This is a genomic window from Comamonadaceae bacterium M7527, assembly GCA_021044545.1.
GTDB lineage: Bacteria > Pseudomonadota > Gammaproteobacteria > Burkholderiales > Burkholderiaceae_C > RS62.
The window spans coordinates 250,265-271,723 of sequence record CP087990.1 but is presented as its reverse complement, the minus strand read 5'-3'; the positions used below and the strand labels follow the sequence as shown (position 1 = coordinate 271,723).

The 21,459-nt window shown below is 56.2% G+C and carries 17 protein-coding genes, 1 tRNA gene and 2 pseudogenes; 5 read left to right on the top strand and 15 right to left on the bottom strand.

What is annotated here, in order from left to right:
- Positions 1-17: 17 nt before the first annotated feature.
- Positions 18-323 carry a c-type cytochrome gene (locus LN050_01310; GenBank protein ID UFS57288.1) on the top strand — a complete coding sequence of 102 codons (306 nt, stop codon included), beginning with the start codon at positions 18-20 and terminating at the stop codon, positions 321-323.
- 61 nt (positions 324-384) lie between these two features.
- Here the strand turns inward: LN050_01310 and acs are convergent.
- Positions 385-2,384, bottom strand: a pseudogene (acs, locus tag LN050_01305) (acetate--CoA ligase).
- Positions 2,385-2,542: 158 nt separating this feature from the next.
- On the opposite strand from acs, the gene LN050_01300 reads away from it, so the two are divergent.
- On the top strand, positions 2,543-4,102 hold the full coding sequence (locus LN050_01300) for a fumarate hydratase (protein UFS56543.1): 1,560 nt from the start codon (positions 2,543-2,545) through the stop codon (positions 4,100-4,102).
- A 35-nt stretch (positions 4,103-4,137) separates the two neighbouring features.
- Here LN050_01300 and LN050_01295 read toward each other — a convergent pair whose 3' ends face one another.
- Positions 4,138-5,439, bottom strand: a complete 1,302-nt coding sequence (locus tag LN050_01295) for an MFS transporter (protein UFS56542.1) — start codon at positions 5,437-5,439, stop codon at positions 4,138-4,140.
- An 85-nt stretch (positions 5,440-5,524) separates the two neighbouring features.
- Here LN050_01295 and LN050_01290 point away from each other — a divergent pair, with 85 nt between their 5' ends.
- The gene (locus LN050_01290) at positions 5,525-6,073 is read left to right on the top strand and encodes a pseudouridine synthase (protein ID UFS56541.1); all 549 of its coding nucleotides are present in this window, start codon (positions 5,525-5,527) and stop codon (positions 6,071-6,073) included.
- A 24-nt stretch (positions 6,074-6,097) separates the two neighbouring features.
- Here the strand turns inward: LN050_01290 and LN050_01285 are convergent, their stop codons facing one another.
- Positions 6,098-6,742 carry a hypothetical protein gene (locus LN050_01285; GenBank protein UFS56540.1) on the bottom strand — a complete coding sequence of 215 codons (645 nt, stop codon included), beginning with the start codon at positions 6,740-6,742 and terminating at the stop codon, positions 6,098-6,100.
- A 159-nt stretch (positions 6,743-6,901) separates the two neighbouring features.
- A tRNA-Leu gene (locus tag LN050_01280) sits at positions 6,902-6,994 on the bottom strand.
- Positions 6,995-7,423: 429 nt separating this feature from the next.
- Here LN050_01280 and LN050_01275 point away from each other — a divergent pair.
- Both LN050_01275 and LN050_01270 read left to right on the top strand, forming a co-directional pair.
- The gene (locus tag LN050_01275; protein ID UFS56539.1) at positions 7,424-9,151 is read left to right on the top strand and encodes an AMP-binding protein; all 1,728 of its coding nucleotides are present in this window, start codon (positions 7,424-7,426) and stop codon (positions 9,149-9,151) included.
- A gap of 5 nt (positions 9,152-9,156) precedes the next feature.
- Positions 9,157-10,068 (top strand): bile acid:sodium symporter, encoded by a 912-nt coding sequence (locus LN050_01270; protein ID UFS56538.1) that lies wholly within the window; start codon positions 9,157-9,159, stop codon positions 10,066-10,068.
- A 147-nt stretch (positions 10,069-10,215) separates the two neighbouring features.
- Here the strand turns inward: LN050_01270 and LN050_01265 are convergent, their stop codons facing one another.
- From LN050_01265 to nuoG, 11 genes and pseudogenes are all read right to left on the bottom strand, one after another.
- Positions 10,216-10,740 (bottom strand): DUF1178 family protein, encoded by a 525-nt coding sequence (locus LN050_01265; protein UFS56537.1) that lies wholly within the window; start codon positions 10,738-10,740, stop codon positions 10,216-10,218.
- A complete protein-coding gene (locus LN050_01260; GenBank protein UFS56536.1) occupies positions 10,737-11,348 on the bottom strand; it encodes an NUDIX hydrolase in 612 nt (203 codons plus the stop codon). The genes LN050_01265 and LN050_01260 overlap by 4 nt, the downstream gene beginning before the upstream one ends.
- 34 nt (positions 11,349-11,382) lie before the next feature.
- A complete protein-coding gene (locus tag LN050_01255; GenBank protein UFS56535.1) occupies positions 11,383-11,691 on the bottom strand; it encodes a DUF2818 family protein in 309 nt (102 codons plus the stop codon).
- Positions 11,692-11,709: 18 nt separating this feature from the next.
- Positions 11,710-13,206, bottom strand: a complete 1,497-nt coding sequence (gene nuoN / locus LN050_01250; protein ID UFS56534.1) for an NADH-quinone oxidoreductase subunit NuoN — start codon at positions 13,204-13,206, stop codon at positions 11,710-11,712.
- A gap of 16 nt (positions 13,207-13,222) precedes the next feature.
- Positions 13,223-14,695, bottom strand: a pseudogene (locus tag LN050_01245) (NADH-quinone oxidoreductase subunit M).
- Between the two features lie 12 nt (positions 14,696-14,707).
- Positions 14,708-16,738: an NADH-quinone oxidoreductase subunit L gene (nuoL, locus tag LN050_01240; GenBank protein ID UFS56533.1), complete on the bottom strand. Its 2,031-nt coding sequence runs from the start codon at positions 16,736-16,738 to the stop codon at positions 14,708-14,710.
- Positions 16,739-16,758: 20 nt separating this feature from the next.
- Positions 16,759-17,067, bottom strand: a complete 309-nt coding sequence (nuoK, locus tag LN050_01235) for an NADH-quinone oxidoreductase subunit NuoK (protein ID UFS56532.1) — start codon at positions 17,065-17,067, stop codon at positions 16,759-16,761.
- On the bottom strand, positions 17,064-17,708 hold the full coding sequence (locus LN050_01230) for an NADH-quinone oxidoreductase subunit J (protein UFS56531.1): 645 nt from the start codon (positions 17,706-17,708) through the stop codon (positions 17,064-17,066). The genes nuoK and LN050_01230 overlap by 4 nt, the downstream gene beginning before the upstream one ends.
- 35 nt (positions 17,709-17,743) lie before the next feature.
- Positions 17,744-18,268 (bottom strand): NADH-quinone oxidoreductase subunit NuoI, encoded by a 525-nt coding sequence (nuoI, locus tag LN050_01225; GenBank protein ID UFS56530.1) that lies wholly within the window; start codon positions 18,266-18,268, stop codon positions 17,744-17,746.
- Positions 18,269-18,281: 13 nt separating this feature from the next.
- Positions 18,282-19,358 (bottom strand): NADH-quinone oxidoreductase subunit NuoH, encoded by a 1,077-nt coding sequence (gene nuoH / locus LN050_01220; GenBank protein UFS56529.1) that lies wholly within the window; start codon positions 19,356-19,358, stop codon positions 18,282-18,284.
- Entirely contained in the window at positions 19,355-21,457 is a 2,103-nt protein-coding gene (gene nuoG, locus LN050_01215) for an NADH-quinone oxidoreductase subunit NuoG (GenBank protein UFS56528.1), read from the bottom strand. Before nuoG ends, nuoH begins: the two co-directional genes overlap by 4 nt.
- Positions 21,458-21,459: the final 2 nt, after the last annotated feature.

The following is a 21,459-nucleotide window of genomic DNA, read 5'->3' as shown; positions in this document are numbered from 1 at the left end:
TGAAAGGTATGAAGTCCATGAAACGCATTCTCATCGCAATCGCAGCCACCACCATGTTGGCAGCCCCCGCCATGGCCGACATGGCCTTGGCCAAGTCCAAAAACTGTATGGCCTGCCACGCAGTTGACAAAAAACTCGTAGGTCCGTCTTACAAGGCTGTTGCCGAGAAGTACGCTGGTGATGCCGCCGCCGCTGACAAGCTGGCCACCAAGATCATGAAGGGCGGATCAGGCGTATGGGGTGCCATCCCAATGCCCGCCAACCCACAGGTGTCTGCTGCAGAAGCCAAGACACTGGCTGCTTGGATTTTGTCTACCAAATAAGGCGCAGCGTCCAGACAGCAAAAAGCCCGCAAATGCGGGCTTTTTTTATGGCTGGCAAGCCTTACAGGGGCTTGGCCAACTGCTCCAAAATGGCTGGGTTTTCAAGAGTGCTGGTGTCTTGCGTAATGGCCTCACCTTTGGCCAGGTTACGCAATAAACGCCGCATGATTTTGCCTGAGCGGGTCTTGGGCAAGTTGTCACCAAACCGCACCTCTTTGGGCTTGGCAATAGGACCGATTTCTTTACCCACCCAATCGCGCAAAATTGCGGCGATACGTTGCGCCTCTTCGCCTTTTGGACGCTCACCTTTCAGCACCACAAAAGCAACAATCGCCTCACCCGTCAAGTCATCAGGACGCCCCACCACAGCGGCTTCGGCTACCAAGTCGGTTTTGGCGACCAGGGCAGACTCAATCTCCATGGTGCCCATGCGGTGACCAGACACGTTTAACACGTCGTCAATGCGACCGGTAATGCGGAAGTAGCCACGGTCCTCACTGCGCACAGCACCGTCACCAGCCAAGTAAATGGTGCCACCCAGCTCTTCAGGGAAATAGGCTTTCTTGAAACGCTCTGGATCGTTCCAGATGTTGCGAATCATGGACGGCCATGGACGCTTGACCACCAACATGCCACCCGCACCATTGGGCAAGTCGTTGCCAGTTTCGTCAACAATAGCCGCCATGATGCCCGGCAGCGGCAAGGTGCAAGAACCTGGCACCAAAGGCGTGGCACCCGGCAGCGGCGTAATCATGTGGCCGCCGGTCTCGGTTTGCCAGAAGGTATCCACGATGGGGCAGCGCTCACCACCTACATGGCGGTGATACCACATCCAGGCTTCCGGGTTAATGGGCTCACCGACTGAACCCATGATGCGCAGCTGGACAAGTCCCAGTTTTTGGGGTGCACCTTGTCGTCGCTGTCCGATGCCTTGATGAGAGATCGAATGGCCGTGGGGGCGGTGTAAAAAATGGAACACTTATGGCGCTCGATCATTTCCCAGAAACGGCCTGCATTGGGGAATGTGGGCACGCCTTCAAATACGATTTGCGTGGCACCTGCTGCCAATGGGCCGTAGGCCACATAGGTGTGTCCAGTGATCCAACCAATGTCGGCGGTACACCAAAAGACGTCAGTGTCTTTGAGGTCAAAGGTCCACTCCATGGTCATCTTGGCCCACAGCACGTAGCCGCCAGTGGCGTGTTGCACGCCTTTGGGTTTGCCAGTTGAGCCTGAGGTGTACAGCACAAACAGTGGGTGCTCTGCATTCACCATCTCGGGAGCGCACTGGTCACTTTGGCCAGCTTCCAGCTCGTGCATGTAGTGGTCACGCCCGGCCACCATGTTGACAGCGGTTTGCGTACGCTGGTACACGATGATGGCCTTGACCGCTTCACAGCCGCCCATGGCCATGGCTTCATCAACAATACTCTTGAGTGGCAGTTCCTTACCACCGCGCATTTGGTAATTGGCCGTCACAATGGCCACAGCACCAATGTCGATCACGCGCTCTTGCAAGGCCTTGGCAGAAAAGCCACCAAACACCACAGAGTGCGTCGCACCTATGCGCGCACAGGCCTGCATGGCCACCACGCCCTCAATGGTCATGGGCATGTAGATGACCACACAATCGCCGCGCTTAACGCCTTGCGACTTGAGCACGTTGGCAAACCTGGACACGCGTGCCAGCAGCTCCTTGTAAGTGACCTTGGTCACTTCACCGCCATCGGCCTCGAAAATGATGGCGGTTTTGTTTTCAGTGGGCGTGCCCATGTGGCGGTCAAGGCAGTTGGCCGAGGCGTTCAGTTCGCCATCGTCAAACCACTTGTAAAACGGCGCGTTGGACTCGTCCAGCACCTTGGTAAATGGTTTGGACCAGCTCAGGTGCTGCTTGGCGCGCGCCCCCCAAAAACCCTCAAAATCATCGGCAGCCTCTTTACACAGCGCGTTGTAGGCGTTCATGCCACCCACGTTGGCCGCGGTCACCATGGCACTGCTGGGCTCAAACACACGATTTTCAACCAATGTGGACTCGATGTTGTTAGATGGTGTGGCTGACATAAACGGTCTCCTTACGAATTGTTTGGACAGAAGCTAACACGCTGTACTTTGCACTGCACTGTGGGGCCACGCTCTTACGAGCCACTTACACAAAATGTGTACCGGTTCGGAAATATGCCCGCCTACAATCACACAAAGCATTTTTTTCAAGGCCACTTATGACCACCACAGCCACCATCAAGCGCGACGACCTCATTGAATCTGTTGCAGCTGCCCTGCAATACATCAGCTACTACCACCCTGCTGACTATATTGCCCACCTCGCTCGTGCCTACGAGCAAGAGCAGTCGGCTGCGGCCAAAGACGCCATGGCACAAATTCTCACCAACAGCTACATGAGTGCCACAGGTAAGCGCCCTATTTGCCAGGACACAGGCATAGTCAATGTATTTCTAAAAATCGGCATGGACGTGCGCTTTGAAGGCTTCGACGGCGACTTGGAAGCCGCCGTCAACGAAGGCGTGCGCCGTGGCTACAACTTGGCCGAAAACCGCCTGCGCGCGAGCGTGGTGGCCGACCCGCACTTTGCCCGCAAAAACACCAAAGACAACACCCCTGCCGTAATCAACGTGCAAATGGTGCCAGGCAACAAACTGGACGTCACCGTAGCGGCCAAGGGCGGCGGCAGTGAAAACAAAACAAAGTTCGTCATGCTCAACCCCAGCGACTCATTGGTGGACTGGGTGCTTAAAACTGTGCCGCTCATGGGCGCTGGCTGGTGCCCACCCGGCATGCTGGGTATAGGTATAGGGGGTACGGCAGAAAAAGCCATGTTGTTGGCCAAGGAGTCTTTGATGGACGACCTGGACATGTACGAGCTGCAAGCCAAGTCGTCCAAGGGCACTGCGCTAACGCCCACCGAAGAGCTGCGCTTGGAGTTGTTTGACAAGGTCAATGCCTTGGGCATTGGCGCCCAAGGCTTGGGCGGCTTGACCACCGTGCTGGACATCAAAATCAACATGTACCCTACGCACGCGGCCAGTAAACCCGTGGCCATGATCCCCAACTGTGCGGCCACGCGCCACGCCCACTTCGTCATGGACGGCACAGGCCCGGTGTACCTCACACCACCCAGCCTGGACACATGGCCTAAAGTGAACTGGGTACCAGACACTACCAAAAGCCAACGCGTTGACCTCAACACACTGACCAAAGAACAAGTGGCTGCATGGAAACCAGGCCAAACCCTGTTGCTAAACGGCAAGATGCTCACCGGGCGCGACGCCGCGCACAAGCGCATACAAGACATGCTGGCCCAAGGCCAGCCTTTGCCCGTGGACTTCACCAACCGCATCATTTACTACGTCGGCCCTGTTGACCCAGTCGGCGACGAGGCGGTAGGTCCTGCAGGCCCCACCACCGCAACGCGCATGGACAAGTTCACCAACATGATGCTGGAGCAAACTGGCCTCATCGCCATGGTGGGTAAGGCCGAGCGCGGCCCGGTGGCTATCGAGGCCATTAAAAACCACAAAAGCGCCTACCTCATGGCCGTGGGCGGCGCCGCTTACCTGGTGTCCAAAGCCATCAAGAAAGCCAAAGTGGTGGCATTTGAAGACTTGGGCATGGAGGCTATTTACGAATTTGACGTGGTAGACATGCCAGTGACTGTGGCAGTAGACGCGGGCGGCACCAGCGCCCACATCACTGGCCCGGCACAATGGCAGCAGCGCATTGCAACAGGCGAGTTCAAACATATTGCGGTGAAGGCGGGCTAAAGCCCCCAATGACTGCCGACACCGCGCCGGCAACGCTATGTGCTGACCCGTTGTGCCGCAGCCTGCCCTCTTGCCACATCAATGGGTCTTAGTGCAAACAACGCCGCCATGAACAACAACCCTGTAGCAGCAATAGCCACGCGCTGGTTGCCATCCAGGGCCCATGTGATGAGTCCATACATCACAGGCCCAACAATGGCAGCCAGGCGCATGGCAAACGACCACAGTCCGTAAAACTCACCCAACTGCTGCAGCGGCGCAAACAAGCCTGCCATGGCGCGCCCACACGACTGGCTAGAGCCCATGCACACGCCGGCCAAGCCAGCAGCCCACCAAAAGCTGGCCTTGTCTGTTGTGGCCGCAGCAATAAAACAAGTAACTGTCCACCCCACCAGGGTGATGGCCAGCGCACGTTTATGACCAATGGCGTCTTGCAAATAACCAAAACCCAGGGCTCCCAACATGGCCGCAATGTTTAATACAAATATCAGCACCATGGTCTCGGACGGCTGAAAGCCAATCACTTGCTCAGCGTAAATAGCTGCCAGGGTAATCGCTACCGCCACTCCGGCTTGGTACAACACGGTACACAGCAGCAGCCATTTGAAGTCTGCAAAGTGTTTGGCTTGTTGCCACGTGCGCCTGAGTTGCCCAATGCAAGCGCGCAGGCCAGCATTGTGTGTAGATGACGGTTGCCCAGTGCTGCGCTCTTTGAGCAAGGCAAAGGTCACCAGTGCGGCGGCGCCGTACATCACCGCTGTGATCACCATGGTAACGGGCACAAAGCTGGCTGCGGGCTCATCGTTGGCCTGCGCTTGCAAGACATAGGCCAGACACACACCAAGGGTCAGCATACCGCCGGCATAACCAAGACCCCAACCCCAGCCACTCACGCGGCCCATGCCTTTTGCAGTGGCCAGCTCAGGCAAAAATGCATAAGACGTGGACTCACCCCAGCTGTAAGCTGTATTGGCCACCACCACCAGCACACAAGCGAGCAACAAGTCACCGGGCTGCACAAACGCCAGCGCACAAGTGCTCACCACACAAAGCGTGGTCACCATGGCCAACAAACGTTTTTTCGCACCACGCAAGTCTGCCCACGCACCCAACGCAGGCATGGAAAACATGACAATGGCATAGGACAAGGCCAAGGTACTGGTCCACAGCAGCGGACCCCACGCAGCGCCACCAGCCACGCCGCCTACAAAGTAGGCTGCAAACACCGCCGTAATCACCACCGTGGTAAAGCCAGAGTTGGCAAAGTCATACATGGCCCAGCCAAACACTTCGCGTTTGGCAACGCCGGGGTTGAGCAAACTCAGGTGTGTTGTCATAGCGATGCCCCATTCAATAAACGAACAACTAAGATAGGCGATTAAACCCAAGTGCAGCCACGATACATCAAGCCCATGACCACCCATGAACACGCCTAGGCTGATCGCTTTTAACAAACCCTTTGGTGTGCTAAGCCAATTTACAGACGCTGACGGCCATCCCGGCCTGGCGCACCACATTGACTTGCACGGCGTGTACGCCGCCGGCCGACTCGACAGGGACAGCGAGGGTCTGCTGCTGCTGACCTCAGATGGGCAACTGCAACACCGCTTAAGCAACCCCAGGCACAAAACCTGGAAGACTTACTGGGTACAGGTAGAAGGTGTTGCAAACGAGGCGCAAGCTGCACAACTGGCACAAGGCGTGGCACTCAACGACGGCCCTACCAAGGCCGCAAAATGCCAGCTGATAGCCGCCCCCAAACTGTGGGACAGAGACCCACCTGTGCGCTTTCGCAAAAGCGTACCGACCAGTTGGCTATCGCTGTCTATTCATGAAGGGCGTAACCGACAGGTTCGTCGCATGACGGCCGCGGTGGGCCTGCCAACCTTGCGCCTGGTGCGTGTGCAGATTGGCGACTATGCGTTGGCAGATCTGCAGCCAGGCCAGTGGCGTGTACTGGACGCCAGCTAGACCACTGCCAGCCACAATGGGCGCTCAATGCAGATGCTTTGGCTTGCGACCGCCGCCGCCTGGGCTCCGTCCGCCCGTCCCGCCCGAGCCTCCACGTGGTGGTTTACCAAGCTGCATAGAACTCACCAGGTGACTCAACCGGTCCTGGAACAAGCCGTCAATGGCGGCCACCACTGGGCCCAGCTCTGAGGCGTCAAAGTGGCGCTCCATCATGTGCACCACATCTTTGATGAGCATGTCGCGCTGTACCTGCATGATGGCTGCAGGTGTAGGGCCTACAAAGCACACCAAAAAATCGTCACGCGACTGCGGCTCATTGCCGTCGCTCATGGCTTCGTCGTCGTCAAAGTCGGTGTCGTAGAAAGACACTTCAATGGCAGCACCGGTGTCTGCCAGGTCATTAAGCCCCATGCAGGTATCTTCCATCACTTGACGGAAGTCCTCGTCACCAGACACCGTCCAGCACATTTGCAAACGGTGGGCGGCTGGGTCAAACACCAAGCCAGGCTCTTCGTCGTAAGAGCTCGCCCGTCCTGCGGCCAAACTGGTCTCACCACTGTACTGCCACAGCGGTTTGAGTGCATCCCACAGCTCGTCAGCAGTAACGCCTTCGCGCAAGACGACATCGCCGTGTACATGAATTTCAAAGGGAGTTTGATAGTTCGCCATAACCAACCCATAAAGCGCTAGAACTGCCTCTAGCTTACAGTGCCGACATCGGCCTGGGCAACAAACCCATGCGACCGGCATATGAGACGGATACGCAAGCCTCACAAGCCACTGCCACATGAGACCTTACTGAACGGCTGATCAACAGCCGCATGAAAATGGTGCCCCGGGCCGGAATCGAACCGGCACGCCCGCTATGAACGAAGCGACGGATTTTAAGTCCGTTGTGTCTACCAATTTCACCACCGGGGCACCCTGTGATTATGGCATTGGTTTGCCACCGTTTTGGGCCACTCGGGGCACAACACCGCCGCATGTACACATGCGAACCCAAAACACTGAATGTTCAGGCCATTCAGGCCAAACCTTGGCTGCAGTTTCAGATCGGTAGGGTGTAGACGTGCTACCCCAGCTGGCATTTACGGGCGCACACCAGGCGCGAGCATTAACCCTGCAAAAAACAGTGTTTAGCACGCCGTTGTCAAGTCATCAAAAAGCTCAGTTAAACTGAAAAAAGAAGCCGACAAAACCACGCAACGCCAGCACTGGCGCGGGTTTCAGGGCGACGCAGCCTAGGGTTAACCCTGGTTTCAATCGCTGCTTCGCCCCGTTTCGCGTCCAATACCGACAACAATTTTTAAATACGATCAGCATGGATTCTCCGTCAACAAGCAACAGGCCATGGCATGCAGCAGCGCGTGCCGCTGGCATACGCGCCGACCTCCCCCTCAGACGCACAACTCTATTGCAGCCTTGGTGCATGAGCGCTGCACCCACTTTGCAGCCAAAGACCCCAAGCAAAAGGCGTTCACCTGCGTCATGCCCAACGGCATGAATGGCAGCCTGAACTTTGCTGAGGTTGATGCGCTGTCAGACGCCTTTGCCTGCTACTTGCGCAATGACCTAGGCCTGCAGGCCGGTGACCGCGTAGCCGTGCAGCTGCCCAACAGCTTGAGTTACCCAGTGGTGGCCTTCGGCGTGTTCAAGGCCGGCTGTGTGCTGGTGAACACAAACCCTTTGTATACGGCCAGTGAAATGGTGCACCAGTTCAACGATGCAGGCGCACGCGTGCTGGTCATCGTTGACATGTTTGCAGACAAGTTGCCAGAGGTCATGGCAAACACCCAGCTAGAGCATGTGGTGGTGGCCAGCGTGGCAGAGTTTTTCCCTATGGTGCCACGCGGTATCATTCGCGCCGTTCAAAAGGTTTGGAGCCAAGTGCTGCCGCCCGTCACAGTGCCACACACACGTTTAAAAACGGCATTGGTCAAAGGCAAGGCCAGTGGTGCAAGCGCACCCGCTGCCACGTTTTGGAATAACACCCAGCCCAGCGACTTGGCGGTGTTGCAGTACACAGGTGGCACCACAGGTGTGAGCAAAGCTGCCATGCTCACCCACAGCAACATCCTGAACAACGTGCAGCAAATGCTGGCCATGGGCGGCACGCTCATGACAGAAAGCGACGAATGCGTGCTCACTGCGCTGCCGCTCTATCACATCTTTGCGTTTACGGCCAACTTGCTGGGCTTTGTTGCGCTGGGTGGCCGCAATATTTTGGTGCCCAGTCCGCGCCCGGTGCAAAACCTGCAACGCGCCATTGAAAATTACCCCATCACCTGGATGACTGGTGTCAATACCTTGTACAACGGCTTGCTCAACGAGGAGTGGTTTGTGGCCTACCCGCCCAAGCACCTCAAGGCCTCTATTGCAGGTGGCACTGCGCTGCATGACGCGGTCGCGCAGCGCTGGCGGGCAGTCACGCAAACACCCATTGCAGAGGGCTACGGCCTCACCGAGACGTCGCCTGTGGTGAGCTTTAATCCACTGGTGGGCGATGTGCGCCTGGGCAGCATTGGCCTGCCCACACCGGGCACTGACATGCGTTTGGTGAAAGACGACGGACAAGACGCCGCAGTGGGTGAGCCCGGTGAAATTTGGGTCAAAGGCCCACAAGTCATGCTGGGCTACTGGAACAACGATGTCGAAACCGCCAACGTGATGAACAACGGCTGGTTTGCGACAGGTGATATAGGCGTGATGTCGCCAGACGGTTTCTTCAAAATCGTAGACCGCAAGAAAGACATGGTGCTGGTCTCAGGCTTTAACGTCTACCCCAACGAAGTCGAAGCCGTGATTGCGCAACTCGAAGCCGTGCTTGAGGTGGCCGTTATTGGCGTGCCGGACAGCAGCACCGGCGAGGCAGTGCGTGCCTATATTGTGGCCAATCCCGAGCAAGAACAGACGCCAGACATTCCGGCCATATTGGCGCACTGCAAACAACAACTGACCAGCTACAAGGTGCCCAAGTACATTGAAGTGTGCGACGAGCTACCCAAGAGCCCAGTGGGTAAAGTGCTGCGCAAAGACTTGAAAGTCCAAGCCGTAGCTTCTATGAACGTATCGGGTTAAACGCCATGGTCACCGAATTTGAAACCAAACTCTTAGGCGCCATGATGATGCTCATCATGCTGGGCATGGGCGCATCGCTCACATGGCGAGATTTTTTAATTGCCTTTCGCAAGCCCAAAGGCGTGCTCATAGGTCTGATGTGCCAGTACGCCATCATGCCGTTTTTGGGCTACGCCATGGCCATGCTGCTGGAGCTGTCACCTGCATGGACGCTGGGTCTGATCTTGATGGCCTGTATGCCTGGCGGCACCACATCCAACATCTTCACCTACTTCAGCAAGGCCGTCTTGGCCTTGTCCATCATGATGACCAGTGTGTCTACCCTGGTGGCTTTGGTGGCGGTACCAGCCTTGCTGGAGTTTTACTCCAACGCTGCAGGCTTGAGCGGTCAGTTCAAGATACCTGCCACCAACGTCGCGCAGGTGTTACTGGTGCTGCTGGTGCCAACCATCATTGGCATGGTGGTGCGCAAGCTCAACCCCAACATCGGTGCAACGCTTGAGCTGTTTGGCGGCCTGATGGGTATTTTGGTTATCTTGTTTTTGGTGCTCACCTGGATACCGCGCAACCACATGCTGTTGGCCACCACCCACTGGTCGGTTTACTGCGTGTCGATTGCGCTAGGCTTGGTCGGCATGTCGCTGGGCTACTTGTTGGCGCGCACCTTCAAGCAAGACCGAAATCGCAGCCGGACCATTGCCATGGAAACGGGCATACAAAACGGCCCCATGGCGGTGCTGATCATCACACTGAGCATCACCGGCGCCATGCAGCAAGACGTCTTGCTCATACCAGTGCTTTACTCACTGTTCATAGTCATCAGCTCAAGTGTTGTGGCGTTTTTCTTCAGACGCATTTCCACGCGTGAGGCACTGGCCAGAGATCAACGCAAGATGGGCTGTGTGATGCAGGCCTAGGCTTAAAAACGCCATAGGCTGTTGCAGCAATCAAAGGGGGCTGCCTCACCAAGCTGCAACCGCTCCATGCTGGTTCAGTAGCGACGTGGGTTGGTGTTGCTTGACCCATACGCGCACACGAGGTGGCTGATTGATGGGAAAGAAAGCTTACTGCAACGGCTTTTTGAGCACCTCGGGCAACGCAAGCCGCATGACATCAATGCCCTCATCGACCAGCTCGCGAGCTTGCTCTGGCGTGGCTTGCCCGCGTATGGCTTTGGGTTGTGCCTCTCCGTAATGCATGGCTCTGGCTTGATCTGCAAACCGGTCACCAACGTCTTCGGTTTGACTGATCACCTCGCGCATGACTTGCAACATGCGCGCTTGCAGCTCGTTGCTGACGGCAGGCATGATCGCTAAGTCCTTGGTGGCAACGGCTGCACTGGCGGTGTTTGAAGAGGAATCGTTTGTTGACCCCACTGCCACTGGCGGCTCAGACACACCGCTGGCAGAACCAGCACCTGTGCTTTTAAGGTTTAGGCGCGGTGCACTGAGCTTTTTGACAATGGCCGTGCTGGCGCACATGGGGCACGCCACCAAGCCCTTGGCGGCTTGATCCTGATAGGCTTGTTCACTGGCAAACCAGCCCTCAAAGCTATGGGCCGCATCACACTGCAGGTCTAGCACTTTCACGGCACGCTGGTCCAGTCCAGCGCCCAGGCGCCACTCAACACGTTTTGCAACCACAACAAGCCAGACAAGGTCTTGCCATCTGTTATGCGGCCGTCAGAAACCATGGCCATGAGCTGTTCAGGCGTGGCTGCGCACACATCCAGCAACTCGCCCTCGTCAAGCGACTGCGCGCCGTGGACGACACCTTTGGCAAACACGATGTGTATCACCTCGTTGGAATAGCCAATACAAGGATGCATGCGCGCGGCGACCGCCCAGTGGGTCGCGCTGCAGCCGGTTTCTTCACGCAGCTCGCGGGCAGCACACGCCAAAACGCCCTCACCTGCGTCCAACTTGCCCGCTGGCAACTCCAGCAAGGCATCCCCTACAGGGTGGCGGTATTGGCGCTCTAGCAGCACACGGCCATCGTCCAACAAAGCCACCACCATTACTGCACCGGGGTGCAATACATAGTCTCTTGTTGCGTGCAGGCCGTTGGGCAGGCGGACATCATCGCGTACCACCTTCAGAAAATCGCCACTGGCCAGGGCTTTGGACTGCACCGCGTGCTCACGCAAATGCGCAGCACCCGGCGGCAAATCAAACACATTGGGTATGGAGGTGGTCATAGCTCAGCCGGCAAGGCCTTCGCAGCTGCGCTTGCTAGCGCTTTTTCCACAAATACTGGTAGACAAAACCCGGGAAAGCCAATGTGGCAAACAGACAGGCTGTTACCGCATAAAACTCCCAGTTTTGCGGCGCGTTTTGACCAAGCTTGTACTCAAGCGCCAAGCCAACACCACCCACCACAAAATACAACACCACCAACTCCAGCAAGCGCCACTGCAGGCCTTTGCCAACGTCGGCATCGCGCTTGGGCACGATGGCCAGCCACCGGTTGTTGATAAACGGCAAGTTAGCCAGCAGTGTGCCAAGGGCAATAACCAGCCATACAGATGTTGTGTTGTCCATGGTGTTTCGAGTGTAGTCTTAGACCAGAAGTTCCACGATCGCGTAGGCACAAATAGCCATCAAACCACTTGGCACTATGCCCAGCACCAACAGGCTCAAGCCATTGAGTGACAGCACCAAGCGTGCATCAGCGGCCACCTCAATGGCATCGTCAACAGTTGGCGCGTCAAAGTACATGATCTTGACAATGCGCAAGTAATAGAACGCGCCAATCAGCGACATCACAACGGCAAACACCGCCAAGTAAATGTAAATGGCTTGGCTAGACGCCATGAGCGCCTGCAATACAGACAGCTTGGCGTAAAAACCAACCAGTGGCGGCACACCCGCCAGAGAGAACATGGCAGCAGCCATTACACCGGCCATGACCGGGTTGCGCTGGTTTAGGCCAGCCAGGTCAGACAGCTGTGTCACATCGGACTTGTCGCTAGACAGCAGCAGCAACACACCAAACGTAGCCAGGGTCGTGAGCACGTAAGTGACGATGTAAAACATGGTGGCACTGTACGCATTGGCTGTGTTGGCGGTACTGGCACCCTCTGCTGTGAAGCTGACGCCTGCAACAAAGCCCAACAATACAAAACCCATTTGTGCGATGGTAGAAAACGCCAGCATGCGCTTGATATTGGTTTGCGCAATAGCAGCCAAATTACCCACCAATAGCGACGCAATCGCCAGCAGGGCCAGCATTTGCTGCCAGTCAAAGGCCAGCGGCAACATGCCCTCTACCAACAAACGCATAACAATGGCGAAAGCAGCCAACTTGGGCGCACCCGCAATCATTAGGGTTACGGCAGTAGGCGCGCCGTCGTAAACGTCTGGCACCCACATGTGAAACGGTGCAGCACCCAGCTTGAAGGCTAAGCCAGCCACCACAAACACGGCACCCAAAGCCAGTACGCGCTGGTCCAACGCACCGGTGCTCAATGCTCTTGCCACCTCTGAGATGTCGAGTGAGCCAGTTGCGCCGTACATCATGGACAAGCCATACAACATGAAGCCGCTGGCCATAGCGCCCAGCACAAAGTACTTCATGGCTGCTTCGGAGGCGTTGGGGTCATCGCGGCGAAGCGCCACCAACGCGTAGCTAGACAGCGTGAGCAGCTCCAGGCCCATGTAGATCACCAGGAAATGGTGTCCGCTGATCATGACGTACATGCCCAACAGTGCGAACAACGACAAGCTGAACAACTCACCGCCGCGCAGCATGCTGCGGTCAAAGGCGTATTGACGTCCGTAAATCAATGTCACCATCACGGCCAGCGAGGCAAACGCGCGCAGCCAATTGGACATGGGGTCTGACATCACCATGCCACCAAAGGCCACAATGGTTTGGCCCTGCACCGCGTACAACACATTGAGCAACGTGAGTGCTGCCAAAGTGAGTATGGTGATGACGTAGGTAGAGGTACGCTTCTCGCCCTTTACATTCAGGTCGGCCAGGGCAATGACACAAGCCATCACCAACAGGAAAATTTCGGGGTAAGAAGCCACCCAGCTGAGTTTGTCGATCATGTCTTGGCTCGCGTATTTAAATCAGTTTGGACTGCGCTACATGCTGCAGCAGCAACTCAACAGAGGGATTGATGACGTCTGTCATGGGCTTGGGGTACACGCCCATGGCCAACACAGCCAGCGCCAACAAGGTCAACATCACAAACTCGCGTGTGTTGATGTCTGTGAGCTTGGCCACGTTGGCATTGGCCACGTCGCCCAAGTACACGCGCTTGACCATCCACAAGGTGTAAGCCGCACCAAATATCAAGGCACTGGCAGCCGCCAAGCCCACCCAAAAGTTAAAGCCAACTGCGGACAAAATAACCATCCACTCACCAACAAAACCTGCTGTGCCTGGCAATCCAGCATTAGCCATGGCAAACAAAATGGCAAAGGCGGCAAACTTGGGCATGGCGTTGGCCACGCCACCGTAAGAGGCAATGTCGCGCGAGTGCATGCGGTCGTACAACACGCCAATGCACAAGAACATGGCGGCAGACACAAAACCGTGGGCATCATTTGCACCACCGCGCCTGACATACCTAAGTCGTCAAAGAAGAAGAAGCCCAGTGTGACAAAGCCCATGTGCGCCACCGATGAGTAAGCCACCAGCTTTTTCATGTCGGTCTGTACCATGGCCACCAAGCCCACGTACACCACAGCGACCAGGGACAGCGCAATCATCAACCACGCCCACTCGTGCGCCGCATCGGGTGCAATGGGCATGGAGAAGCGCAAAAAGCCGTAAGCACCCAGTTTGAGCATGATGGCCGCCAGCACAGCCGAGCCACCTGTTGGCGCTTCAACGTGCACATCTGGCAACCATGTGTGTACCGGCCACATGGGCACCTTTACCGCAAAGGCTGCAAAGAAAGCAAAGAACAGCAATGTCTGCGCGGTGCTGCTCAGCGGCAACTGGTACCAGTCATTCAAGAAGAAACTGCCGCCGGACTGGTTGTACAAATAGACCAGCGCGACCAGCATGAGCAAAGAGCCCAACAAGGTGTACAGGAAATTTGAAGGCCGCGTAGATTTTGTTAGGGCCACCCCAGCCACCAATGATGAGGTACATGGGAATTAGCGTGGCTTCAAAGAAGACGTAAAACAACATGGCATCCATGGCCAAGAACACGCCAATCATCAAGCCGCTGAGCACCAGAAACGCAGCCATGTACTGGTGTACGCGCTGCTCAATGACCTGCCAGCCCGCAATCACCACGATCACGGTGATAAACGCCGTGAGCACCACCAGCCAAAACGAGATGCCGTCTACCGCCAAGTGGTAGTACATGTTGTAGCGCTCAATCCAGGCGCTACGCTCTACCAGCTGCAAGCCAGCCTCGCCCGATACAAAGCCGCTGATCAGGGGCACTGTGGCCAGCAAACCGGCCAAGGCGCCCGCCAGGGCCACCCACCTGACCGTGGCGGCGTTGCGCTCATTACCGATGAGCAGCAGCAAAATACCAAACGCAATTGGCGTCCAAATCGCAAGGCTTAACGAACCCATTTTTTATTCTCCTTACTTCGCCAGCCAAACGAACACGGTCACCAACGCGAACATGCCCAAAATCATCACAAAAGCGTAGTGGTAAATAAAACCGCTTTGTGCCTTGCGAACCAGTGACGAAATAAAACCGACCAGCTTCCAGCTGGCATTCACTATGCCGCCCTCAATCACGCCTTGGTCACCGCCCTTCCACAGGCCAGTGCCCAGCAGGCGAGCACCTTTAGCCAACACGTTTTCGTTGAACCAGTCCATGTAGTACTTGTTCTCCATCACCGTAATGATGGGTGCAAAAATACGTGCAAATGCCGCTGGTACAGCCGGGTTCACCATGTACATGTAATAGGCCGCGACCACACCCGCCAAAGCAAGCCAGAAGGGTGCGGTTTGCAAACCGTGCAAAGCCATGGCAATGGGGCCGTGGAAGATCTCGGCAATCTCCAGCATGGCTGGGTGCTTTGAGGTGTCCACCACGATGGCGTCAGCAAAGAACCTGCCGTACAACAGGCCGTCTATGGTGTAGTAGCCAATGAGCACGGAGGGAATGGCCAACAGCACCAACGGCACAGTCACCACCCAGGGCGACTCATGCGGCTTGTCGTCATGACCGTGGCCATGCTCGTCGTGCGCATGATCGTGATCGTCATGGTGGGCATCGGGGTTTTGGTCATAACGCTCTGCGCCATGAAAGACCAAAAAGTACAAGCGGAACGAGTACAGCGCGGTTACAAATACACCCGCCAACACTGCGATATTGGCGAAGCCAGACGCAGCCAAATTGCTGGCATGTACCGCCTCGATAATGGAGTCTTTCGAGTAAAAGCCTGAGAACAAAGGCGTACCGATCAGCGCCAAAGAGCCCAGCAAGAACGTCACCCAAGTGATGGGCATGTACTTGCGCACGCCACCCATCCAGCGAATGTCCTGGTTATGGTGCAAGCCCATGATGACCGAGCCCGCCGCCAAGAACAACAGCGCCTTGAAGAACGCGTGCGTCATCAGGTGAAACACAGCGACCGAGTAGGCTGAAGCGCCCAAGGCCACCGTCATGTAGCCCAGTTGCGACAAGGTAGAGTAAGCCACCACGCGCTTGATGTCGTTTTGAATCAGACCCAACAAGCCCATGAACAGGGCCGTGATGGAACCAATCACCATGATGAAGTTCAGCGCTGTGTCAGACAACTCGTACAGCGGCGACATGCGTGCCACCATAAAGATACCTGCAGTCACCATGGTGGCCGCGTGAATCAGCGCAGAAATAGGTGTGGGGCCTTCCATGGAGTCTGGCAACCACACATGCAATGGAAACTGTGCCGACTTGCCCATGGCGCCAATAAACAGGCAAATGCCGATGACAGACAGCAGCAACCAGTCACCGCCGGGCAAGGTCTGGCCAACCAGCGAGTCGCCTTGGGCAAAAATCTCCGTGTAGTTCAGCGTGCCGGTGTAGGCGGCGATCAGGCCAATGCCCAGGATAAAGCCAAAGTCACCCACGCGGTTCACCAAAAAGGCCTTCATGTTGGCAAACACCGCTGTAGAGCGCTTGAACCAGAAACCAATCAGCAAGTAAGACACCAAACCCACGGCTTCCCAGCCAAAGAACAACTGCAGCAAGTTGTTACTCATCACCAGCATCAGCATGGAAAAGGTAAACAAGGAGATGTAGGAGAAAAAGCGGTTGTAGCCGGGGTCTCCAGCCATGTAGCCCACGGTGTACAAGTGCACCATTAACGACACAAAGGTCACCACCACCATCATCATGGCGGTGAGGCCGTCCACCATAAAGCCCACTTCCATGCGCAAACCACCAATCACCATCCACTCGTAAATGGTTTGGTTGAAGCGCGCGCCATCCATCACGTCCAGCAGCGTCATGACCGACAGTACAAACGCGATCAGGACACCCACAATCGTGACGCTGTGGCCAGTCTTGTGCCCTAACAGGTTACCGCCCAGTTTGGTGCCAAAAACACCAGCCAAAATGGCGCCAAACAAAGGCGCTAGCGGCACGGCCAATAGCAGGCCTGCAGACAATGTGTTACTCATGCTGTTTCGTCTTTTCTGGCTCAACCCTTAAGGGCGTTGAGCTCTTGCACATTGATGGTGGACTTGTTGCGGAACAACAGCACCAGAATGGCCAAACCAATGGCCGATTCGGCCGCAGCCACAGTCAGAATAAAAAACACGAACACTTGGCCGTGCATGTCATTCAGGAAATATGAGAACGCCACAAAATTGGTGTTCACAGCGAGCAGCATCAACTCAATGGCCATTAACAGCACGATTAAGTTTTTGCGGTTTAAAAAGATGCCCACAATGGACAAGGCAAACAGTGCCGCGCCCAGGGTCAAAAAGTGGCCAAGTGTCACGCTCATTTTGCTTGCTCCCCTGCGGCTGCATCAGGCTCTGAGTCTGGCGCGGGTGTTGCCGGTACCACCGCATCCATCTTGATAATGCGCAAGCGATCCGCCTTGCGCACTTTGACTTGCTCCGAAGCCACTGTGTTGCGCGTGTCTTTGCGCTCGCGCAGCGTGAGTGCAATGGCCGCAATAATCGCTACCAGCAGCAACACAGCCGCCACCTCTAGCGGGTACAGGTATTCGGTGTACAACACGGTGCCCAGCGCATGGGTGTTAGACACGCCCTGTACCAACACCGGTTGCGGCACGCCAGAGAAACCATCGTTCACCACGGCTGCAATTTGAGCGGCCATAAGAGCACCCACAACAGCGGCCAGTGGCAAGTTGCGCCAAAAGCCTTTGCGCATTCCTTCAATGTTGATATCCAGCATCATCACCACAAACAGGAACAACACCATCACCGCACCCAGGTACACCAACACCAGGGTGATGGCCAAGAACTCGGCGTGCAACAGCATCCAAACCATGGAAGCCTGGAAAAAAGCCAGCATTAAAAACAAGGTGGCATGCACAGTGTTGCGCGCGGTCACCACCATAAAGGCGGCGCCCAGCAACACAGCGCTGAACACATAAAACAGAATTGAAGTCACATCCATGATGGTTTGTCTTTCAGTCGAACGCTAAGCGCGCTTTAGCGGTACTTGGCGTCAGCCGCTTTGGCCGCTGCAATCTCTGGCTCGTAGCGGTCGCCCACTGCCAGCAGCATGTCTTTGGTGAAGTACAAGTCCCCGCGCTTCTCACCGTGGTACTCCAGGATGTGGGTCTCAACGATGGAGTCCACCGGGCAGCTCTCTTCGCAAAAGCCACAAAAAATGCACTTCGTTAAATCAATGTCGTAGCGCGTGGTGCGGCGGCTGCCGTCATCACGTACACCCGCCTCTATGGTGATGGCCATAGCAGGGCAAACAGCCTCGCACAACTTACAAGCAATACAACGCTCTTCGCCATTTTCGTAACGGCGCAAGGCATGCAAGCCTCTGAAACGCGGGCTTAGCGGCGTTTTTTCTTCGGGAAACTGCACCGTGACTTTGCCCCGGAACATGTATTTGCCCGTAAGCGCCATGCCTTTGAATAATTCCAGCAGCATAAAGCTGGACAGAAAGTCGCGCAGCGAAAACGCTGAGGACTTGGTGTTTGATGCGACTGCAGTAGACATGTCTAGCTCGCTGTTATAGCCAAATGTTCCATGGGGAGATCAACCATCCGCCCACGACCAGCAACCAGATTAAGGTCACGGGAATGAAAATCTTCCAACCCAAACGCATGATCTGGTCATACCTGAAGCGTGGGAAGGTAGCGCGCAGCCAAATGAACAGCGACACCATGAAGAATGTTTTTGCAGCCAGCCAAACCCAGCCTGGAATGAAGCTCAGAAACTCAAACGCAGGCAGCCAGCCGCCCAAGAACAAGTGCACCGCCAAAATAGACACCAACCACATGGCCGCGTATTCGGCCAGGAAGAAGATGGCAAAGCCCATGCCTGAGTACTCAACCATGTGGCCAGCCACGATCTCGGCTTCGCCCTCAACCACGTCAAACGGGTGGCGGTTGGTTTCGGCAACACCAGAGATGACGAACACCACAAAAATGGGCAGCAATGGCAGCCAGTTCCAGGACAGGAAGTTGAGGCCCATGTCGGCAAACATGCCCTTGCCCTGCACGGCAATGATTTCGCCCAGGTTCAAACTGCCTGAAACCATGATCACCACGACCAAGCAAAAACCCATGGCGATTTCGTAACTCACCATTTGCGCAGACGCACGAAGCGCGCCCAAAAACGCATACTTGGAGTTGGACGCCCAACCGGCAATGATGACGCCGTATACCTCTATGGAGGTAATCGCCATGATCAACAGCAAGGCCGCATTGACATCAGCAATAACCAGGTCAGGGCCAAACGGAATCGCCACCCAAGCGGCCAAGGCCGGCATGATGGCCATGACTGGGCCCAATCGGAACAAACCCATACTGGCAGCACTGGGGTTGATCAGCTCTTTGGTGAGTAACTTTAGGGCATCAGCGATAGGCTGCAACAAGCCCATGGGACCTACGCGGTTGGGGCCGTGACGCACTTGCATCCAACCCAACAATTTGCGCTCCCACAAGGTGAGGTAGGCCACAGCACCCATTAGCGGGGCAAGCACGGCCACGATCTTGATCATGCCCCACGCCACTGGCCACACATACAGTGACCACCATGTGGCGGCAAACAAGCCCAAGCCTGCGTTGTACATGGTGTCTATCATGCGAACACCTCCTGCTTGGCATCAACCGTATGCTGCAAGGCTGGCGCGCGGCGCACCATGCCGTCCAGTTCGTAAATGCCAGCAACCACAGGCTCGCCAGCGGTTGCGGCCACAGAAGCTGCGGCCTTGGTGGCGTTGTTCAAAAGCGCAGCGTCTACCAAACCAGCCGACAAACCTGTCGCAGCCAACACGTCTTGCGAAGTTTCAAACTGCACACCGGGTAGGTCATGCATGTTGCACAACACGCGCAACACTTTCCACGCAGGGCGGGTTTCGCCCAGGGGCTTGACCACCGCATGAAAGCTTTGGAGCAAGCCTTCGGCATTCACAAAGCTGCCCGACGTTTCGGTGAACGGGGCAATAGGCAACAACACGTCGGCAACATCCAGGTTGGCCTTGAATGGGCTCATGGACACGACCATCTCAACGCCGTCCAGCCTGGCCGGTGCTGTATCCTTGCCAGGCTCAACGCCCAGCAGGACCAGGGCCTTGGTCTTGCCAGCCAACATGTCACCTGCGTGCAGGCCGCCGGTTTTAGGTTGCGCACCTACCAACTGCGCACCAACCGTGTTGGCCGCCTGCGTTAAATAGCCCACTGTTGCACCGGTTTGTTGGGCAATCCAGTTGGCTATGGCCAACAGGCTAGAAGCATTGGCGTGGTGTGCGGCGGCGTTGCCCAGCAAAATGGCACTACCCTCACCCAACTTGCCAGCAACGGCCATTGCCGCATCAGTGACTCGACCCGCAACAGGGCTTGCAACGCCTTTGTCAGCGGCCACAGCCGCGGCCACATTGGCCAACAGCTGACCCCACTCCTGGGCGCTGCCAGACATAAAGGTGCGTACGGGCATGGCCCAATCTTGGCCGCCCTTGAACTCGCGCGCAGAGGCAATCACGTCTACCTTGCAGCCGCGGCGCGCAGCTTGGCGAATGCGTTGTGCAAACAACGGATGGTCTTTACGCAAACGGCTGCCGACCACCAAGGCTTGTTTCAGCGAACTCAGTGACGCAATGGAGCGGCCCAGGTGACGCGCACCTTCAAACTCGCCGAACTCGGCATTGCGCAAGCGGTAGTCGATGTTGTCTGAGCCCAGGCCGCGCATCAGCGTGCCGGCCAGCGACAACTCCTCGACAGTGGCATGTGGGCTGACCAGAGCGCCAATCGCGTTGGCACCAAACTCTGCCTTAATCTGCTTCAAGCCGTTGGCCACGTACTCAAGCGCCGTCGTCCAGTCCACCTCCAGCCACTGTCCATCCTGCTTGAGCATGGGCTTTGTCAAGCGCTCGTCGCTGTTCAAAGACTCGTACGAGAAGCGATCACGGTCAGCAATCCAGCACTCGTTCACCGCGTCGTTTTCCAGTGGTACCACGCGCATGGCTTTGTGGTTTTTAACCTGCACGATGAGGTTGGCACCCGTGCTGTCGTGTGGGCTCACAGATTTGCGGCGTGACAACTCCCATGTACGGGCGTTGTAACGAAACGGCTTGCTGGTCAGTGCGCCTACCGGACAGATATCGATCATGTTGCCCGATAGCTCAGAATCCACCGTCTCGCCCAGGAAGGTTTCAATTTCAGCATGCTCGCCACGGTTGGACATACCCAACTCCATGTCGCCCGCGATTTCTTCGCCAAAGCGCACGCAGCGTGTGCAGTGTATGCAACGGCTCATCTCTTCCATGGAAATGAGTGGGCCCACGTCTTTGTGGTGCACCACACGCTTGTCTTCTTCAAACTGCGAGTTGCCGCTGCCGTAGCCTACCGCCAAGTCTTGCAACTGACACTCGCCGCCCTGGTCGCAAATAGGGCAATCCAGTGGGTGGTTGATGAGCAAAAACTCCATCACAGACTGTTGCGCCTTGATGGCTTTGTCGCTCTTGGTACGCACCACCATGCCTTGTGACACGGGTGTGGCACAGGCAGGCATGGCCTTTGGGGCCTTTTCCACGTCAACCAGGCACATACGGCAGTTGGCCGCGATTGACAATTTCTTGTGGTAACAAAAGTGAGGAATATAGGTGCCAGCCTTTTCAGCCGCATGCATGACCATACTGCCTTCTGGTACCTCTACCTTGTTGCCGTCTAATTCGATTTCAACCATGG

Bases quoted from the DNA above. Each gene is read 5' to 3' on its own strand.
- LN050_01310 (UFS57288.1), top strand. From the start codon at position 18: ATGAAACGCATTCTCATCGCAATCGCAGCCACCACCATGTTGGCAGCC.
- LN050_01300 (UFS56543.1), top strand. From the start codon at position 2,543: ATGACCACCACAGCCACCATCAAGCGCGACGACCTCATTGAATCTGTT.
- LN050_01295 (UFS56542.1), bottom strand. From the start codon at position 5,439: ATGACAACACACCTGAGTTTGCTCAACCCCGGCGTTGCCAAACGCGAA.
- LN050_01290 (UFS56541.1), top strand. From the start codon at position 5,525: ATGAACACGCCTAGGCTGATCGCTTTTAACAAACCCTTTGGTGTGCTA.
- LN050_01285 (UFS56540.1), bottom strand. From the start codon at position 6,742: ATGGCGAACTATCAAACTCCCTTTGAAATTCATGTACACGGCGATGTC.
- LN050_01275 (UFS56539.1), top strand. From the start codon at position 7,424: ATGGCATGCAGCAGCGCGTGCCGCTGGCATACGCGCCGACCTCCCCCT.
- LN050_01270 (UFS56538.1), top strand. From the start codon at position 9,157: ATGGTCACCGAATTTGAAACCAAACTCTTAGGCGCCATGATGATGCTC.
- LN050_01260 (UFS56536.1), bottom strand. From the start codon at position 11,348: ATGACCACCTCCATACCCAATGTGTTTGATTTGCCGCCGGGTGCTGCG.
- LN050_01255 (UFS56535.1), bottom strand. From the start codon at position 11,691: ATGGACAACACAACATCTGTATGGCTGGTTATTGCCCTTGGCACACTG.
- nuoN (UFS56534.1), bottom strand. From the start codon at position 13,206: ATGATCGACAAACTCAGCTGGGTGGCTTCTTACCCCGAAATTTTCCTG.
- nuoL (UFS56533.1), bottom strand. From the start codon at position 16,738: ATGAGTAACACATTGTCTGCAGGCCTGCTATTGGCCGTGCCGCTAGCG.
- nuoK (UFS56532.1), bottom strand. From the start codon at position 17,067: ATGAGCGTGACACTTGGCCACTTTTTGACCCTGGGCGCGGCACTGTTT.
- LN050_01230 (UFS56531.1), bottom strand. From the start codon at position 17,708: ATGGATGTGACTTCAATTCTGTTTTATGTGTTCAGCGCTGTGTTGCTG.
- nuoI (UFS56530.1), bottom strand. From the start codon at position 18,268: ATGTCTACTGCAGTCGCATCAAACACCAAGTCCTCAGCGTTTTCGCTG.
- nuoH (UFS56529.1), bottom strand. From the start codon at position 19,358: ATGATAGACACCATGTACAACGCAGGCTTGGGCTTGTTTGCCGCCACA.
- nuoG (UFS56528.1), bottom strand. From the start codon at position 21,457: ATGGTTGAAATCGAATTAGACGGCAACAAGGTAGAGGTACCAGAAGGC.